Origin of the sequence: Congregibacter sp. (assembly GCF_047617445.1) — a bacterium.
Lineage (GTDB): Bacteria > Pseudomonadota > Gammaproteobacteria > Pseudomonadales > Halieaceae > Congregibacter.
Genome location: NZ_JBLGBE010000007.1, coordinates 22455 through 40155, shown reverse-complemented (window position 1 = coordinate 40155; position 17701 = coordinate 22455). Strand labels below are relative to the sequence as shown.

General features: G+C 55.5%; 21 protein-coding genes. 5 read left to right on the top strand and 16 right to left on the bottom strand.

Features of this window, described 5'->3' with window-relative positions:
* The first annotated feature begins 38 nt into the window (after positions 1–38).
* The 3 genes from rpoH to trmB all read left to right on the top strand — a co-directional run bounded on the left by rpoH (position 39) and on the right by trmB (position 2003).
* On the top strand, positions 39–881 hold the full coding sequence (rpoH, locus tag ACI9KD_RS03350) for an RNA polymerase sigma factor RpoH (protein ID WP_414979775.1): 843 nt from the start codon (positions 39–41) through the stop codon (positions 879–881).
* A 35-nt stretch (positions 882–916) separates the two neighbouring features.
* The gene (locus ACI9KD_RS03345) at positions 917–1297 is read left to right on the top strand and encodes a DUF423 domain-containing protein (RefSeq protein ID WP_414979734.1); all 381 of its coding nucleotides are present in this window, start codon (positions 917–919) and stop codon (positions 1295–1297) included.
* Positions 1298–1364: 67 nt separating this feature from the next.
* Entirely contained in the window at positions 1365–2003 is a 639-nt protein-coding gene (gene trmB / locus ACI9KD_RS03340; protein WP_414979774.1) for a tRNA (guanosine(46)-N7)-methyltransferase TrmB, read from the top strand.
* Here trmB and hemW read toward each other — a convergent pair.
* The 8 genes from hemW to ACI9KD_RS03300 all read right to left on the bottom strand — a co-directional run bounded on the left by hemW (position 2000) and on the right by ACI9KD_RS03300 (position 8212).
* Positions 2000–3133, bottom strand: coding sequence for a radical SAM family heme chaperone HemW (hemW, locus tag ACI9KD_RS03335; protein ID WP_414979733.1), 1134 nt, complete (start codon positions 3131–3133; stop codon positions 2000–2002). The genes trmB and hemW overlap by 4 nt on opposite strands.
* A gap of 8 nt (positions 3134–3141) precedes the next feature.
* The gene (gene rdgB / locus ACI9KD_RS03330; protein ID WP_414979732.1) at positions 3142–3783 is read right to left on the bottom strand and encodes an RdgB/HAM1 family non-canonical purine NTP pyrophosphatase; all 642 of its coding nucleotides are present in this window, start codon (positions 3781–3783) and stop codon (positions 3142–3144) included.
* Positions 3776–4195 carry a DUF4426 domain-containing protein gene (locus tag ACI9KD_RS03325; RefSeq protein ID WP_414979731.1) on the bottom strand — a complete coding sequence of 140 codons (420 nt, stop codon included), beginning with the start codon at positions 4193–4195 and terminating at the stop codon, positions 3776–3778. Before ACI9KD_RS03325 ends, rdgB begins: the two co-directional genes overlap by 8 nt.
* A 77-nt stretch (positions 4196–4272) precedes the next feature.
* Entirely contained in the window at positions 4273–4863 is a 591-nt protein-coding gene (gene metW / locus ACI9KD_RS03320; RefSeq protein ID WP_414979730.1) for a methionine biosynthesis protein MetW, read from the bottom strand.
* Positions 4863–5993 (bottom strand): homoserine O-succinyltransferase MetX, encoded by a 1131-nt coding sequence (gene metX, locus ACI9KD_RS03315; RefSeq protein WP_414979729.1) that lies wholly within the window; start codon positions 5991–5993, stop codon positions 4863–4865. The genes metW and metX overlap by 1 nt, the downstream gene beginning before the upstream one ends.
* A 15-nt stretch (positions 5994–6008) precedes the next feature.
* Entirely contained in the window at positions 6009–6596 is a 588-nt protein-coding gene (locus ACI9KD_RS03310) for a YggT family protein (RefSeq protein WP_414979728.1), read from the bottom strand.
* A 43-nt stretch (positions 6597–6639) separates the two neighbouring features.
* Positions 6640–7458, bottom strand: a complete 819-nt coding sequence (proC, locus tag ACI9KD_RS03305; protein WP_414979727.1) for a pyrroline-5-carboxylate reductase — start codon at positions 7456–7458, stop codon at positions 6640–6642.
* Positions 7459–7519: 61 nt separating this feature from the next.
* Complete coding sequence (locus ACI9KD_RS03300; protein WP_414979726.1) at positions 7520–8212, bottom strand: YggS family pyridoxal phosphate-dependent enzyme; 693 nt, start codon at positions 8210–8212, stop codon at positions 7520–7522.
* A gap of 120 nt (positions 8213–8332) precedes the next feature.
* On the opposite strand from ACI9KD_RS03300, the gene ACI9KD_RS03295 reads away from it, so the two are divergent.
* The gene (locus ACI9KD_RS03295; RefSeq protein WP_414979725.1) at positions 8333–9367 is read left to right on the top strand and encodes a type IV pilus twitching motility protein PilT; all 1035 of its coding nucleotides are present in this window, start codon (positions 8333–8335) and stop codon (positions 9365–9367) included.
* 53 nt (positions 9368–9420) lie between these two features.
* Positions 9421–10530, top strand: coding sequence for a PilT/PilU family type 4a pilus ATPase (locus tag ACI9KD_RS03290; RefSeq protein ID WP_414979724.1), 1110 nt, complete (start codon positions 9421–9423; stop codon positions 10528–10530).
* 6 nt (positions 10531–10536) lie between these two features.
* Here the strand turns inward: ACI9KD_RS03290 and ruvX are convergent, their stop codons facing one another.
* The 8 genes from ruvX to metK form a co-directional block, all read right to left on the bottom strand.
* Positions 10537–10965 (bottom strand): Holliday junction resolvase RuvX, encoded by a 429-nt coding sequence (gene ruvX, locus ACI9KD_RS03285; protein WP_414979723.1) that lies wholly within the window; start codon positions 10963–10965, stop codon positions 10537–10539.
* Position 10966: 1 nt separating this feature from the next.
* Positions 10967–11488: a YqgE/AlgH family protein gene (locus ACI9KD_RS03280; RefSeq protein ID WP_414979773.1), complete on the bottom strand. Its 522-nt coding sequence runs from the start codon at positions 11486–11488 to the stop codon at positions 10967–10969.
* Positions 11489–11606: 118 nt separating this feature from the next.
* Positions 11607–12458, bottom strand: a complete 852-nt coding sequence (locus ACI9KD_RS03275; protein WP_414979722.1) for an energy transducer TonB — start codon at positions 12456–12458, stop codon at positions 11607–11609.
* A 3-nt stretch (positions 12459–12461) separates the two neighbouring features.
* Complete coding sequence (gene gshB / locus ACI9KD_RS03270) at positions 12462–13418, bottom strand: glutathione synthase (RefSeq protein ID WP_414979721.1); 957 nt, start codon at positions 13416–13418, stop codon at positions 12462–12464.
* Between the two features lie 58 nt (positions 13419–13476).
* Entirely contained in the window at positions 13477–14214 is a 738-nt protein-coding gene (locus ACI9KD_RS03265) for a 16S rRNA (uracil(1498)-N(3))-methyltransferase (RefSeq protein ID WP_414979720.1), read from the bottom strand.
* A 12-nt stretch (positions 14215–14226) separates the two neighbouring features.
* Complete coding sequence (metF, locus tag ACI9KD_RS03260; RefSeq protein WP_414979719.1) at positions 14227–15063, bottom strand: methylenetetrahydrofolate reductase [NAD(P)H]; 837 nt, start codon at positions 15061–15063, stop codon at positions 14227–14229.
* Between the two features lie 7 nt (positions 15064–15070).
* Positions 15071–16462, bottom strand: coding sequence for an adenosylhomocysteinase (gene ahcY, locus ACI9KD_RS03255; protein ID WP_414979718.1), 1392 nt, complete (start codon positions 16460–16462; stop codon positions 15071–15073).
* 77 nt (positions 16463–16539) lie between these two features.
* Positions 16540–17694 carry a methionine adenosyltransferase gene (gene metK, locus ACI9KD_RS03250; protein WP_414979717.1) on the bottom strand — a complete coding sequence of 385 codons (1155 nt, stop codon included), beginning with the start codon at positions 17692–17694 and terminating at the stop codon, positions 16540–16542.
* Between the last annotated feature and the right edge of the window lie 7 nt (positions 17695–17701).

The following is a 17701-nucleotide window of genomic DNA, read 5'->3' as shown; positions in this document are numbered from 1 at the left end:
CTGAGGACCTTTCATCCGCGTCGGTGCCCGGCACACAAATGTTGGCCGTTGACCAAATGGTCCCCGGTGCGAACCTCGCTGCTTATGTGCAGGCGGTCGGCCGCGTTCCTGTGCTCAGCGCAGAGCGGGAGCACATGCTTGCGGAGAAACTCTTTTACGATGGCGACGTGCAGGCAGCGCGAGAGCTGGTCATGTCGCACTTACGCTTTGTCGCCCATATTGCCCGCAGTTACCGCGGTTACGGGCTCGCGGAAGCGGATCTTATTCAGGAAGGTAATGTGGGTTTGATGAAAGCGGTTAAGCGCTTTGATCCGACCAAGGGTGTACGTCTCGTGTCCTTTGCCGTGCACTGGATCAAGGCGGAAATCCACGAATACATCTTGCGCAACTGGCGCATTGTTAAAGTCGCGACTACCAAAGCGCAGCGCAAATTGTTTTTTAATCTTCGCGGCGCGAAGAAGTCCCTTGCGTGGCTGAGCGCCGACGAAGCAAAAGCGGTGGCGAATGACCTTGGCGTTGATGTCCAGGAAGTTCACCGTATGGAGGGTCGTCTGAGTAGTCATGACGTGGCCTTTGATGCTCCCGCTGGCACTGACGATGACGAAGGCTGGCAAGCGCCGCAGTACTTTCTCGAAGATCGTACGGCAGATCCCGCTATTGATGTTGAAGACAGCGAGTGGAAGGCAGGCAGTCAGGCTCAGTTGCATGCTGCGATTGCAGATCTTGATGAGCGTAGTCGCAACATTCTTGCGCAGCGATGGCTCACCGATGATAAGGCGACGCTGCATGAATTGGCTGCAGAGTACGGCGTGTCAGCGGAGCGCATTCGTCAGCTCGAGCAAGCTGCGATGAAAAAAATTCGTCAGGTATTGGTCGCCTAATCGCCTCCTACAACGCTTAGGCGCCCGGACTACAGATGGCACAGCTTGGATTTTTCTTGGGGGCGCTCGGCGGTTTACTGGCGGTAGCCTTTGGCGCCTTTGGTGCCCACGCACTTCGTGATCGTTTCGACACTTACTCTCTTGGCGTTTACGAGACGGCAGTCCAGTACCAGTTTTACCACAGCTTCGCGCTGCTCGTGGCCGGGCTGTTGCTGCTGCAGTTCCCTTCCTCGATGCTCCTTAAGTCCAGCGTATTTCTGTTTGTCCTGGGCATTCTGTTGTTTTCTGGCAGCCTCTATATATTGAGTTTTTCCGGTCTCCGTTGGCTGGGCGCGGTTACCCCGCTTGGCGGATTGGCCTTCATTGCTGGCTGGGCATGTCTTGCCGCCGCAGGCTGGCAGCTACTGGGCCACTGATTCTGTGACTGATATTTCGCAGGGTCCTGAGTGGCGCATCAAGAGCTTTGTATTACGTGCTGGACGGATGACTGACGCTCAGCAGCGCGGCTTTGACGAGGGCTGGCCTCTCTGGGGCATAGACTATCGGCCGGAGTTACTCGATTTTGACGAGTTGTTTGGCGAAGTCGGAGAGCGCGTTCTGGAGATTGGCTTTGGCATGGGCCAGTCCTTGGTCGATATGGCCGCAGCACGACCTGCGACGCAGTATCTTGGTGTTGAAGTGCATCGTCCGGGGGTAGGGAGGCTGCTTCATGGTGCTCTGGATCGCGAACTGAGCAACATCAGGGTGATGTGCCACGATGCGGTGGAGGTGCTCGAGAACTGTATTGCAGCTGCGTCTTTACAGCGGGTACAGATTTTTTTCCCAGACCCCTGGCATAAGAAGCGCCATAACAAGCGACGTTTGATTCGGCCAGAATTTACCGAGCTACTAGTGTCGCGTCTGAGCCCCGGTGGCCTAATACACCTTGCGACAGACTGGGAGCCTTATGCCGAGCAAATGCTTGAGGTACTCAATGACTGCCCGTCTCTTCAGAATTGCGCGAGTGATGGCCGCTATGTACCGCGGCCCGAAGAACGCCCGCTCACCAAATTCGAGCTTCGAGGGCAGCGTTTGGGGCATGGCGTTTGGGACCTGCTCTATCGCAGATCGTCTGCACCTTAAGACTCAGCGAAAAACGCCGCTACAACGTCGTCCAAAAAGCGGCGTCCAAGATCAGTGGTGCTTATCCGGTCTTGATTTTGATTGAGCAGCCCCTGATCTATGAGCTTGGTAACTGTGAGGCTTATTCGTCGAACATCCAGTCCCGTGCGTGCCTCGAATAGATCCAGACTAAAGCCCTCTGAAAGTCGCAGGGCATTGAGCATGAACTCCCCCTGTCGGTCCGTCTCATCGAGCAAGCGCAATCCTCGGCGATCAATGCCTCCGGCCGAGAGATAGTCTTCAGGCTGTCGGGTCTTGCTGTACCGAAAGACTTCACCGTTTTCAGTACTAAGCTTGCCGTGGGCTCCGGCACCGATGGCCAGATAATCACCGAAGCGCCAGTAGTTGAGGTTGTGCTGACACTCCTGCCCTGGCAGGGCCCAGGCCGATACTTCATAGCGCTGATAGCCTGCCGCGCTGAGCAAGCGCGCACCTTCGTCCTCGAGATTGCCAAGAATAGACTCCGCCGGAAGTCGCGGTGGATTGGAATAGAAGCGCGTGTTCGGCTCGATAGTCAGTTGGTACCAGGAAATATGCGGAGGGCTCAGGGCGAGGGCAGTGCGTATGTCGTCGAGTCCCAGTTCCAAGCTTTGCTGAGGTAAGCCGTGCATTAGATCAATGTTGCAGCTGAGCGCTCCGGATGTCTTGGCCGCGGCAGCAGCGCGGTGCGCCATCTGGCTATCGTGAATGCGTCCCAAAGATTGCAGGCAGCCGTCATTGAAGCTCTGTATTCCCAAAGAGAATCGTGTGACTCCAGCCCGCGCGTATCCCTGTAGGCGCTCGGTTTCGACACTGCCGGGATTGGCTTCCATGGTTACTTCTGCGCCTTCGGCTAATCCAGAGCTGCGCACGGCATCCATGAGCCTGCTGATGGCGTCCACGCTGAACAGGCTGGGCGTGCCTCCACCAATAAAAACGGTCTCTATCTTGCGGCGCTGGGCCTGCGTTTCCTGCAGTAAGTCGTCAATGAGCGCTTGTGTGTAAGCGACCTCGGGAATTTCCAGGGCCTCGTGAGAATTGAAATCGCAATAGGGACACTTACGCTCACACCAGGGAATATGAATGTAGAGTCCGAGCTGAGGTGCTTCCATTGAGCTAGCTATTCTCGGCGCTGGCCGAGCAGTGCGAGCATGTCAGCGGCGGCAAGACCGCGATGGCTGATGGCATTCTTCTGAGCAGGATCAAGTTCAGCGGCACTCAGGCCATGACTGGGTACAAAAAAGAGCGGGTCGTAGCCAAAACCGCCATTGCCCTGCGGCTCTCTGAGAATGATTCCTTCCCAGCGTCCCTGGGCGATGAGCGGCACCGGGTCGTTGGGGTGTCTCAGAAGTACAAGCACGCAATGAAACCGCGCCTGACGAGCGCCGTCGGGGACGTTTGCCATGGTCTCCAGCAGTTTGTCTTTATTGGCTTCATCGTCACCATCACTGCCCTGGGCATATCGCGCAGATCGCACTCCGGGTGCCCCGAGCAAGGCATCCACTTCCAGCCCTGAATCATCTGCAAGCGCGGGGAGTCCTGTTTGTGCTGCAACCGCCCGAGCTTTGAGAATCGCATTCTCCACGAAAGTCAGTCCGGTCTCTTCTGCGGCTATAACGTTGAATTCCGACTGAGGGCGCAGATTCACAGGAAGTTGCGCCAGCAAGCGTGCCAGCTCTGCGACTTTCCCCTGATTGCCTGTGGCGACAACGATGTCACCGGACAGGTTTAACGAGGGCGGCACTACGATAGCGTCAGTCATTGATGTACATCTGCTGCTTGAACTCAAAGCTTAGTGTTTCTTCGGAACCCTCCGGAGAAAAGTTAAACTCAAAAAAGCGCCATTCCCTGTTGATGAACTTGAATTCGCCGATGTAGTAAATGGCGGGCCCTTCGCGTACTTCAATAAAATCAAAGTTCACTTGCGACTGAGTGAGATCCCAGCTGCGGCCTTTTAGTGACATTTCCCGTGCGACGGTACTGCCATCATCCAGATGCTCTCGCAAAGACAGGTTGATGATGGCTCGGCGGCTACCCCTGGCGAGTCCGTACTGCGCAGCTACCGCAGGTTCTAAAAACGTCGTATTTACTATGCTGTAGTGCAGTTCGTACTCACCAAAAACTTCTGATCGTTGCGCTTGCGCCGATCCACAGAACAATAACGAAAGCAGCATCAATGGCCCCAGCCACCTTCTCGGCCAAAAAAGGTCCGGGGACGGGGCTTTATTAATCTTTGTAACAGTCATCGTATTCACCGGCTGATGTGGTAGATCGCTGTTGTTGCAAAAAGGTTGGGCCAGCGACGCGCCAAGCTGGTAGAGCCGTTATCCCCGCCGATCATGTCTCGACCGAGGATGCGTATCCCGCGTTGATGGCATAGCGTTTCGAAGTCGCGTACCGTACAGAAGTGGATGTTTGGCGTGTCGTACCAGTTGTAAGGCATAAACCTTGAGACGGGCATGCGTCCCCGTGTTGCAAGATACACACGACTTCGCCACTGACCGAAGTTTGGAAAGGTAACAACACACTCCCGGCCTACTCTAAGCATTTCTTCCAGCACTTGATCCGGGTACTGCACTGCCTGAAGTGCATGCGCCATGACTACCATGTCAAAGCTTTGGTCGGGGAAATTGCTGAGGCTATCATCGAGGTTTTGTTCGATGATATTGAGGCCCCTACCCAAGGCAGCAGTGATCGCCTCGGGATCGATTTCGATACCCATTACCCGCGCATGACACTCTTTCTGAATGAGCGCCAAGAACTCACCGTCGCCACAACCCAGGTCCAGAACGCTGGCGCCAGATTTTATCCAACGGAGGATGTGGGTCAGGTCTTGGCGCATCAGATGTCTACCCTTTTCAGGTAAGCATCCAGCACGGCCAGATAGCGAGGGATGGGCAGCAAAAAGGCATCGTGACCTTCATCAGCCTCAATTTCTGCATAACTCACGGGGCATTCCGCAGCCAGTAATGCATCGACGATTTCCCGAGACCGGGTTGGCGAGAATCGCCAGTCCGTGGAAAACGACAGCACGAGATAGCCACAGCTCGATTGCGAAAATGCCGCAATCGCATCGCCACGGTAGGCTACAGCCAAGTCGAAGTGGTCCAGCGCGCGGGTCATGAGCACATAGGTATTAGCGTCGAATACCGATGAGAACTGGTCGCCCTGATAGCGCAGATAACTCTCAATCTGAAACTGCGGCGCATCGGAGTCTTCGTCATCCGGGTTACTCGGCTGGAGTTCCCTACCAAATCTTGAGGCCATGGCATCGTCTGAGAGATAGGTGATGTGGCCCACCATTCTTGCCAGAGCGAGACCCTGTGTGGGCTGCGTTCCGTCCCGGAGATAGTGTCCGTCCGCAAAACCTGGATCAGACATAATGGCTCGACGTGCGATCTCGTTAAAGGCGATGTTCTGGGCACTGAGTTTCATGGCTGCCGCGATCACGACGCAATGACGCAAACGATCGGGGTAACGTAAGGACCAGGCCATGGCCTGCATACCACCGAGACTGCCGCCCACGACTGCTGCCCAGCAGACAATACCGAGTCGATCCGCCAGACGTGCCTGAGCATCTACCCAATCATCAACTTGTGGCTGCGGGAAACCCGGCCCAAAAGCTTGGCCGGTCTCCGGGTTCTCTGTTGTGGGACCGGTGGAGCCGTGACAGCCACCGAGGTTGTTTAAAGATACGACAAAAAAGCGCTGTGTATCGATGGGCTTGCCGGGTCCGATACAGGAGTCCCACCAACCTGGCTTACGCTCGTCTTCACTGTGATAGCCGGCCGCATGATGATGCCCTGACAGTGCGTGACAGATCAGGATGGCGTTGCTGGCATCAGGGTTAAGCTCGCCGTAGGTTTCAAAAACCAGGTCATAGGCCGGCAAGCTGCGTCCACAGACGAACATGAGCGGCTCATCAAAGTGCTCAATGCGGGGACTAACAATGCCAACGGAGTGTTCTTGCACGGGGCATCCCTGGCCTTAGATACCCATCACCAGAGCCGGATGAAGGCCCAGGCCTGCGGCAAAATTCCGCAGCGCGATTTGCACAATATTAATAATGATGAAAACCAGGATAGGTGAAAAATCCATGCCCCCCATGGAGGGGAGCATTCGCCGGAACGGTGCCATGGCCGGCTCGGTAATTTGAAACATAAGATACGCAGCTGGATTTGAGGTGCCCGGCGCTATCCAGCTCAGGATGATCATGCCCAAGAGCGCGAAAAAATAGATTTTTACCAGAAGACCGATTACGCCGATTACCGACCATGCCAAGAGCAAGCCTATCGGCGGCAAGCCCACGCCATTTAGCAGGAGCATTGCGACAATTCCCAGTAGCTGTATCACGACCGCAAGCAGTAGCGATGCGAAATCAAGTCGGCCCCGGGCAGGGATGAGACGCCGCGCAGGTATTACTATCGGGTTTGTTGCGCGCACCAGGAATTGGCAGATCGGATTGTAAAAGTCCGCAAGTGATAGCTGCAGAATAAAGCGCATAAGCATGATCAGCAGATAAAGACCGAGAACAGTCTGAATCAGGTATACGATGATTTCGTTAATTGCGTTCATGGTTCTCCGCTGTTGTGCTGCAGTTGCTTATGGATTTCTGGACTTAGGATAATTCCCGGCCCATTTCTACGGAGCGTGCATAACAGTCCTGCATCGCTTTGCTCACTATTTTTTCCAGACCTGCAGCGCTGAAAGCGGCTACCGCCCGTTCTGTTGTGCCATTCGGGCTGCATACTCGCCGGCGAAGTTCGCTAGCATCAACATCCCCTTTTGCGACCATGCGGCCGGCGCCGATGCAGGTTTGAGCGCATAGTGTACGCGCGGTTTCTTCGTCCAGACCCATACGCTGCGCCTCGGCAATCATTGCTTCCATGAACTGGAAGAAGTAGGCGGGTGCCGACCCTGCCACGGCAGTGACTGCATGCAGTAAGGCCTCGTCTTCTACCCAGCGGACCAGTCCCACGGCGCGCATGACGTCGTCTGCGCGCTGACGATTTGCCGCGCTGACCGAGTCTCGTGCAAATAGACCGCTAGCGCCGGCGCCCAATTGCGAGGGCGTGTTGGGTATGCAGCGAACGACCTCGGCTCGAGCTCCAATCCAGTGATGCAGGCTGTCCGCGGCGACCCCGGCTGCGACGGAAACCACGAGTTGCTCCTCGTTGATCACCGGAGCGAGTTCTTCGCAGACGCTTTGCATGAGTTTTGGCTTTACCGCAAGGACTAGCACGTCAGCTGTTTCGGCGACGCTGAGATTGCTTTGCGATAGGTGCACGAGACCCAGTTTTCGAAGCTCATCGAGGGGGCCTTCGCTGGGATTGCTGGCACGGATGGAGCCGGCGTCAAAGCCGTTCGCTATCAAGCCGCTAATAATGCTCCGTGACATATTGCCGGCGCCGACAAATGCCGTAGTAAATTCGCTCACGGGATCGCCCTGACTACTGTGAATTAAGGCGCGCTAGTATACATCGTCGTTACCAGGCGCTTCACCTTTGTCGCGCACCGAAGATTGCCGTGCCGATGCGCAGCATATTGCTGCCAGCAGCCACCGCCGCCTCCAGGTCCGCGGACATCCCCATCGATAAGGTATCCATCGAGGGATAGGCGGACTGCACGTTGCGAAACAGTTCTGCCATAAGGTCACAGGCCTGCTTTTGGGTGGCAAAATCGTCAGACGGCGCCGGAATCGCCATCAAGCCTCGCAGGCTAAGATTAGGTAGCTCTGCGGCAAGGGTCAGTAGCGGGGCCAGGTCCTTGGGTGCGACGCCTGATTTACTGGTTTCGTGCGATACGTTCACCTGAATACAGACATTCAACGGTGCCAGGCTCGGATCGCGTTGCTCGCTGAGCCTGCGCAGAACTTTCTCCCGGTCGACGCTATGCACCCAATCAAAGCTCGCGGCTATGGGGCGAGTCTTGTTGGATTGGATCGGCCCAATAAAATGCCAGGTAAGTCCGAGGTCTGAGCAGGCGGTAATTTTATCCAATGCATCCTGGAGGTAATTCTCACCAAAGTCCCTAAGCCCCGCATTTGCGGCAGCCCGAACGGCTTCGGCGGGCTGGGTCTTACTCACAGCCATGACACGAACACTCTCAGGGTGGCGATGGTATTTTTCCACCGCACTACTTACCTGTTGGAGCACCTTTGCTATATTGGCGGGAATAGAATCGTTGTTCATGATGCTATGTTAGCCGAGCTAGCCTGAAGCGGCACTATCGTAACGGGCAAACAACGAAACGTTTGGCGTTTTTTTGGACAACGTGCCTGAAAGATCAACCAAGGAGTGTACGGGCGGCTTATGGATATTACTGAACTGCTGGCGTTTAGCGCCAAACAGGGGGCGTCGGATTTACACCTCTCCGCGGGCCTGCCGCCAATGATTCGTGTTGATGGCGATGTACGCCGTATTAACCTGCCCCCGCTTGAGCACAAGCAGGTGCATGATCTGATCTACGACATCATGAACGATAAGCAGCGCAAGGACTTCGAGGAATTTCTGGAGACGGACTTTTCTTTTGAAGTGCCTGGTGTCGCGCGCTTTCGGGTAAACGCATTCAATCAGAACCGCGGCGCCGGTGGCGTATTCCGGACGATTCCTTCCAAGGTGCTCAGCATGGAAGACCTGGGTATGGGGCAGGTGTTTCGGGATATCAGCATGATGCCGCGCGGCCTGGTGTTGGTGACTGGTCCGACGGGTTCAGGAAAGTCCACGACACTTGCCGCAATGGTCGACTTTATTAACGATAACAAGTACGAGCACATTCTTACTATTGAGGACCCCATCGAATTTGTCCACGAGAGCCGCAAGTGTCTCGTGAACCAACGAGAGGTTCATCGAGACACTCTGGGATTTGCTGAAGCACTGCGTAGTGCACTTCGAGAAGACCCGGATATTATTCTGGTGGGAGAAATGCGGGACCTGGAGACCATCCGCCTCGCACTCACCGCCGCAGAAACCGGACACCTTGTATTTGGAACCCTACACACCACATCAGCGGCCAAGACTATCGACCGTGTGATTGATGTATTTCCCGCCGCAGAAAAATCCATGGTCCGCTCGATGCTATCTGAGTCCTTGCAGGCTGTGGTTTCGCAGACATTGATGAAACGCACCTCCGGCGGCCGTGTGGCAGCGCACGAGATTATGCGAGCGACCTCCGCGATTAGAAACCTCATTCGTGAGGATAAGGTGGCGCAGATGTATTCCGCCATCCAGACAGGTCAGGCTGTGGGAATGCAGACCATGGATCAATGTCTCAAGGAGATGGTCGACAAGCGAATTATCTCCCGAGACGTGGCACGCGAGAAAGCTCGTATGCCGGAAAATTTCTAAAAAGCGGCGAGCCCCAATGGCCTTTCCCCTTACCAAGCTTTGGAGCGTTGCTCGTGAAAATTGAAGAACTGTTGGGCAAGATTGTGGAGGCCGGCGCCTCTGATGGCTTTGTAACGGCTCGAGCCGCTCCTTCCATCAAGGTTGATGGAGAAATTCATGCGCTTAGCAAAGAGAGCCTCAGCGAAGAGCAGGCCCGGGCACTGGTGTTGGAGACAATGTCTCCCTCGCAGCAGACTGACTTTTTGCGTCACCAGGAATGTAACTATGCCGTGTACTCTGAGAATCACGGACGTTTTCGGGCCAGTGCATTTGTGCAGCGCGGACAGTTCGGCATCGTTTTACGGCGCATAAAAAACGAAATTCCGAAGTTTGCTGAGCTGGGCTTGCCGCCGATTGTCGCCGAGCTTGCTATGGCCAAGCGCGGGCTGGTGATTTTTGTTGGCGGTACGGGAACCGGCAAGTCCACCTCGCTTGCGGCGATGGTAGGGCATCGTAATCGTAATAGCCGCGGCCATATTCTGTCGATTGAGGATCCCATCGAGTTTGTTCATGATCACGCCGGTTGCCTGGTTACCCAGCGCGAGGTGGGCATTGACACCGATTCCTTTGAAACGGGTCTGCAAAATGCCCTGCGCCAGGCTCCGGATGTCATTCTCATCGGCGAGGTGCGCTCGGCAGAGACCATGGCCCAGGCGATGACCTTTGCTGAAACCGGGCATCTTTGTTTGTGCACCTTGCATGCTAACAATGCCAACCAGGCCATCGATAGAATTTTGAGCTTCTTTCCTGTGGCGCTGCACGACCGGGTACTGATGGACCTGTCTTTGAATATGAACGCCATGATCGCGCAGCAGCTGCTGCCCAGAGCCGAGGGCGGGGGGCGTGTGCCGGTGCTGGAGGTGCTACTCAATTCACCCCTCATCGCCGATCACATCCGCAATGGTCAGGTGCATTTGGTTAAAGAAGTCATGGCCAGGTCGACGGAACTGGGCATGCAAACTCTCGACCAGTCCTTGCTAGCCAAATATTGTGACGGTGAGATCACGGCCGACGAAGCGATACGCTGTGCTGACTCTGCAAACGAAGTACGCCTGGGTATCAAGATGTTTGATAAGCGCAATAGCAGCTATTCAGGTGGCGTTAACCTGCAGGTAGATCGCTAAGCTACGTTATTGTTGCCGTAACCAGTCCTGCAAAATAAGCTCTGCGGCGAGGTCATCGACGGGCTGCTCCCGGTAATCACCTCGGTGCCCGGCTTCTTTTTGCTGCTGCTTTACTTCGAAGCTGCTTAGGCGCTCATCAACCATTTCGATGGCAACACCAAAACGACCTTCCAGACGGCGCGCGAATTTACGCGCCCGTAGCGCAAACTCGCTCACTGTCCCGTCCATGTTCAGAGGATCACCCACCAGGAGAAGGTCGGGTTGCCACTCCTTACACAGTGCGCCTACCTCGTCCCAGTTTGGCTGGCCGTCCCTGGCCCGAAGGATAGACAGTGGCTGGGTAGTACCCAGGCCTGAATTGCCCACGGCCACACCAATTTGGCTCAGGCCATAGTCGAAGGCGAGTACTCGCTTTGACGAAGCATTAAGTGTCACCTCAGGCGTGACCGGCCTGCGTGCTCATGAGGTTCATGTCGATACCCAGGGCTGCGGCGGCTGCGGCTACCCGGTCCTCGATCGCAGTATGAAAAATAATGTGCTTTTCTGCGGGTAAGGTGAGCCAGCTATTATTGGCGATTTCTTCTTCGAGCTGTCCTGCAGACCATCCGGCGTAACCCAGAGCAATGGCGTATTCTTCTGGGCCTTTTCCGCAGGCTATGGCCTTGAGCACATCCCGAGACGTCGTCATCTGTATCTCGGCTGTCACCCGCAGGGAAGAATCCCAGCGCTTTTCGCCGCGAGGATGGAGTACGAATCCATGATCAATTTGCACGGGTCCGCCGGCGAGCACCGCTTGGTCGCTAAATTTTTCATCGGCAGAAATATCCAGATGATCGAAGATCTCACCGAGGGACAAATCCAGTGGCTGATTGATGATGATGCCCATGGCACCGGCTTCGCCGTGTTCACAAATATAGGTGATGCTGCCGCTGAAAAGGCCTGAGTTCAGCCCGGGCATGGCCAGTAGAAAGTGGTCTCGTAGGCAGTCGCTACTCGATACTTTCAACGTGTTGTCTCCCGAGGTGTCCGTGGTGCCAAGCTGACCTGGCTCATCAAGTAATGAACGCAACATAAGCCTAATTTGAGCTTAGCGGGTTTTGTTCGAATTGCCATGTGCGCACAATTTCGAGTTTGTCGGTCGTGACCCGCAGCTCTTCTGGAAAGGGCGAATACGGCGCGGCCAGGCGTACGATACGCATTGCCGCCTCGTCCAGCACGGCGTACCCCGATGATTGAAGAATCTGAATGTCCTCAAGGCTCCCATCGCTGCGTACCGTAACCAGCATCTCAAGACTCCCGTAGATGCCGTAGCGTAAGGACGCCTCCGGATAGTATTGATTGCCCACACTTTCTACACGAGACCGCCAATCCGCAAGATAGGCGGCGTCCACAGCTGCGCGCGCCGACACGGCGGTTAAGCGCCTTACTCGAGGCTGATTGGAGTACTGCTGGCGCTGCGCATTAAGGTCAGCCTGAAGCTGTGCGAGTTTTTGGCTCAGCCGCGCCAGCTCTTGCTCGGCTTCGGGCAGATCTTCAAGATTCTCTTGTTCCCCACTGCGATCGACGATCTTACGTTGAGCATTGGTAGCGGTCACAGCCGGTGCTGCCAATCGCTCACGCCCGGAGTTTGCTGTGGTTTGACCTTGGGCGCTTTCGGCCATGGGCTCGGGCAATGCGCTCTGGGCTCCGGATGCTCGATCCCGCAGTGCTTCACTACCACTGCCGCTTTGATCTGCCTGCGCTATGTGGTCTGCGGTAACGGGCCTTCGCCCGGGCGTTTGCACCAAGGTCACTTCGACCTGATGACGCGCTTTTTGGCCTCGCCAAACGTCAAAGCTCACACCAAAAATGAGTAGCACATGCAGCGTGCTGGCGATCAATACAGCCAGCATTAATCGATCGTTGCTGTCGGCTACCGCAGCGGTCATTCCCTAGGAGCGACTTGAAAGACGAGAATCGATGGCCGTCATCAGCTGGCCGGCAATGTCTGTGTCGTAGGCGGCGTCAATCTCTCGAATGCAGGTCGGGCTGGTGACGTTGATCTCTGTAAGGTAATCGCCGATCACATCCAGGCCTACAAACATTAGACCTCGCTCCAAAAGAGAAGGACCCACTTGTGCGGCAATCCAATGATCGCGTTCTGATAGCGGCTGCGCACGGCCCGTGCCCCCCGCGGCTAGGTTGCCTCGGGTTTCACCCTGCGAGGGAAGTCGCGCCAGACCATAGGGAATGGGCTTGCCTTCGATCATCAGGATACGCTTGTCTCCCTCGCTGATCTCGGGCAAGTAGCGCTGGGCCATGATGGTTTGTTTCCCGAACTCCGTGAGTGTTTCGAGAATCACACTGAGATTAGGGTCGTCCTCCTTCACGCGAAAGATCGAAGTGCCACCCATGCCATCCAAGGGCTTAAAAATGACGTCACCATGGGTTTTGTGGAAAGCCTTTAGTTGGGCGGTATCGCCGCTTACCAATACTGGGGGGCAGCAGTCGGGAAATTGAGTGGCGAACACCTTTTCATTACAGTCCCGCAATGACTGACATCGATTGACAATGAGTGTGCCGAGTCGCTCGGCAGCCTCAAGGATGTATGTGGCGTATACGTACTCATTGTCGAAAGGCGGATCCTTACGCATCAGGATCACATCCAAATCCGCCAAGGAGCGATGACTAGCCTCGCCAAGGCTATACCACTGTTCAGGGTCTCGAAACACCTGCAACTCGGCCATACGACCCAGAGGCGCACCCTGGTCGAGGGAGAGATCCCCGGGTTCCATGTAAAACAGGGACCACCCACGGTCGGCGGCGGCCCAAAGCATGGCCATGGTGCTGTCTTTCTTGTAGCTGATCGCGGAGATGGGATCCATCACCACACCTAGTTTAAAGCTCATGCACTTGTCTCTATATTTAAAGGGCCACCCTACGAAATGCCTTCGATGGCCGCAAGCATCACGTGCTCAAATCACCCCAGCGGGCCTGCGCTACGGCCAGCCCAGCCAAAGGAGCGGTTTCGGTGCGAAGAATTCGCGGCCCGAGCTGAAAAGCCATAAACCCGGCATCGCTCGCGCTCGTAACTTCTGCGTCGCTGAATCCGCCTTCAGGCCCCACCAGCAGTATTAGCGACAGACACTGTTCTGGTAGTGGGCTGTTGTTGCCCATAGGGTGCAAAATCAGGCGCAGTGCCGCATCGTGTTGCGCGGCTTTATTCAGGGTGTCCGCATAAGCTGCTGGTGCTGCAATTAATGGTAGCCGGTTTCGACCGCACTGCTCACAGGCGCTGATGGCGACTCGTTCCCAGTGATCACGTTTTTTTGCCAACCGGTCTGCGTCAAGGCGGACGCCCGTGCGCTCGCTGATCATGGGCCAAATTTCACGGACGCCAAGCTCCGTGGCTTTTTGCACTATGGTGTCCATGCGATCGCCCCGGGACAGGGCAATAACAAGAACGGTGTACAGAGGGGACTCCCGGGGCGGTTCGGATACATCTCGCACGTCCACCGACACACGGTCTTTGTCGATGGCTGTAATTCGGGCATGGGCTTCAACTCCGCTTCCGTCAAACAGGCACAAGGAGTCCTCTACGCGCATTCGCAGTGCTTTTGCGATATGCCGTGAGGGCTCTTTTTCCAGCACGATGCTGGCGCCCTCGTTCAGCGCTTGCGCGGTAAAAAAACGCGGACGCAGCATCGTCGAAACCGCTTAAAGGCCGAGATTTCTGCAGATCTGCAGAGTCGGCTGAGTTTGGTTCATGGTGTAAAAATGAATGCCCGGTGCTCCGCTTTCGAGAAGGGTTTGACACAACTGTGTAACCACATCAATACCGAATGCCCTAATACTCTCCTGATCGTCTGCAAATCCTTCCAGACGCTTGCTGATCCAGCGGGGAATCTCTGCACCGCAGTTGCGTGAAAACCTTGCCAGATTGGCGTAGTTGGTTATGGGCATGATGCCGGCGTAAATGGGCTTATCGATGCCTAGCGCTGCGCAGCGATCGAGAAAGTAAAAGTATGCCTCTACATTATAGAAGTACTGGGTGATGGCGCTATCTGCTCCGGCATCGAACTTGCCCTTGAGGTATTGAATGTCACTTTCGTAGCTCTCTGCCTGGGGATGAATCTCCGGATAGGCAGCAACCTCGATATGAAAGTGATCTCCGCTGCGCTCTCGAATAAACGCGACTAATTCATTGGCATAAACCAAACGAGCGCCGCCTCCGGCTCCCGATGGTAAGTCACCCCGCAAAGCGACCAGACGATTGATCCCGGCAGCTTTGTAGCCCTCAAGCAGCGCTGCGATAGTGGCCTCGTCATCGAGGCCAAAGCTAAGGTGTGGCGCTACCGACAAGCCCTGTGCGTTAAGGCCTTCAACGATACCCCGGGTGTTATCCCGGGTTGAGCCCCCGGCCCCATAGGTCACCGAGAAAAACTCGGGACCTATGGCCTGTAACTCCGGGGTGGTGACGTTTAACAGCTTTTCGCGTCCCGCATCGGTCTTGGTCGGGAAGTATTCAAAGCTGATTGCAGCGGACTTGCTCATGCTGACCTCAGTACTTGTAGTCTTGACCTTTGAACGGTCCTTCTACTGCTACATGGATGTAGTCAGCCTGCTCTTTGGTGAGTTGGGTAACTACGCCGCCGAATCCCGCCACCATGTGTGCTGCAACTTCTTCGTCAAGCTTCTTGGGCAGTACTTCAACGGTGATTGCTCCGGGCTTCATATTGTCTTCAAGATCGGCAAAACGACGTTCGAAGAGATAGATCTGAGCCAGTACCTGGTTGGCAAAAGAGCCATCCATGATGCGCGAGGGGTGACCGGTGGCATTACCTAGGTTAACCAGTCGACCTTCCGAGAGGAGGATCAGGTGATCGTTCGCAGCCTGATCGCGGTAAACCTTGTGCACCTGTGGCTTGATCTCTTCCCAGTGCCACTCGCGACGCATATACGCGGTGTCGATCTCGTTGTCGAAGTGGCCGATGTTACAAACCAGCGCCGCGCTCTTTAGAGCACCCAACATACGTGCATTGCAGACGTTGTAGTTACCGGTGGTGGTCACCAGCAGATCAGTCCTCTGGAGAAGATCGCGATCGATGCAGGCATCCGTGCCATCGTCGATACCGTCGATGTAAGGCGATACCACTTCGTAGCCATCCATGCAGGCCTGCATGGCGCAGATAGGGTCGATTTCGGTAACGCGTACGATCATGCCTTCTTGACGCAGCGATTGTGCAGAGCCTTTGCCTACATCGCCATAGCCGATAACCAGTGCACGCTTGCCCGCCAACAAATGGTCTGTAGCGCGCTTGATGGCGTCATTCAGGCTGTGGCGACAGCCGTACTTGTTGTCATTCTTGGATTTGGTGACCGAGTCGTTAACGTTAACGCAAGGTACTTTGAGCGTGCCAGCTTCGAGCATCTCGTAAAGGCGATGCACGCCAGTGGTGGTTTCTTCGGTGATGCCGTTGATGTTTGCGAGCATCTTGGGGTACTTGTCATGCAGGATCGCGGTGAGGTCACCGCCATCGTCCAATACCATGTTGGCGTCCCAAGGCTGACCGTCTTTCAGGATGGTCTGCTCGATGCACCACTCATACTCTTCTTCGGTCTCGCCCTTCCAAGCAAACACCGGTACGCCTGAGGCAGCAATCGCTGCTGCAGCGTGATCCTGAGTAGAGAAGATGTTACATGAAGACCAGCGAACTTCAGCGCCGAGGTGGTTGAGGGTTTCGATCAACACGCCCGTCTGGATGGTCATGTGGATACAGCCCAGAATTTTGGCGCCCGCCAGTGGCTTGCTGTCGCCGTATTGCTCACGCAGAGCCATCAAAGCGGGCATTTCGCCTTCGGCGATTTCCAGTTCCCGGCGACCCCAGTCAGCGAGGCTGATGTCGGCCACGCGATAGTCGGGGGTGTTGTCTAGCTTGGTTACGGTGCTCATGTGGTGCTCCCAGTTGTTTCTCTTAACAGCGACTAAAAATATGTATGAATTCGTGAATACGGTTCGTTGGGGCCTGCTTAGACAGCAGCTCTTAAGGTGTCGGCCTTATCAGTACGCTCCCAGGTAAAGTTCGGCTCTTCTCGGCCAAAGTGCCCATAGGCCGCTGTAGCAAGATAGATGGGCCGTTTAAGGTCCAGCATGTCGATGAGGCCTTTGGGCCGCAGATCAAAGTGCTCACGTACCAGCTCAACAATCTGTGTGTCACTGATACGGCCGGTACCAAAGCTGTTCACGGAGATTGAGGTGGGCTCAGCAACACCGATGGCGTAGGAGATCTGAATTTCACAGCGGTCCGCGAGACCCGCAGCAACGATATTTTTGGCAACGTAGCGTCCGGCGTAGGCCGCCGAACGATCCACCTTGGAGGGGTCTTTACCAGAGAAAGCACCGCCGCCGTGACGGGCCATACCGCCGTAGGTGTCTACAATGATCTTGCGTCCTGTGAGTCCGCAATCACCCACCGGTCCGCCGATAATGAACTGGCCCGTGGGATTAATGTGGTATTGAGTGCCTGCATGCAGCCAGTCCGTTGGTAAGACTTCCTTAATGATCATTTCCATGACCGCTTCACGAATGTCGGACTGCGAGACTCCTGCATCGTGCTGGGTTGATAAGACGACAGCATCAATGGCGACCGGCTTGCCATTGTCGTAGCGAAGCGTGACCTGGCTTTTGGCGTCCGGACGCAGCCATGGCAGCGTGCCGTTCTTGCGCAACTCGGCCTGTCGTTGAACCAAGCGATGCGAGTAATAAATCGGTGCCGGCATGAGAACGTCGGTTTCGTTGCTCGCATAACCAAACATCAGGCCCTGGTCACCGGCGCCCTGCTCTTTGCTCTCATCTTCATCCACGCCCATGGCGATATCGTGGGATTGCTTGCCAATGGCATTCAGTACCGCGCAAGAAGCGCCGTCAAAGCCAACGTCCGAGCTGTTGTAGCCGATGTCCAGGACAACGTCGCGGACGATTTCTTCAAGGTCGACGTAGGTGCTTGTGGTGACTTCGCCGGCCACAATAACCATGCCGGTCTTGACCAGAGTTTCGACGGCTACGCGCGCATCAGGATCATCGCCCAGGATGTGGTCCAGGACCGCGTCGGATATCTGGTCCGCCATTTTGTCCGGGTGCCCCTCAGAGACTGACTCCGAGGTAAAGATGCCGTATTCGCTCATAGTTATT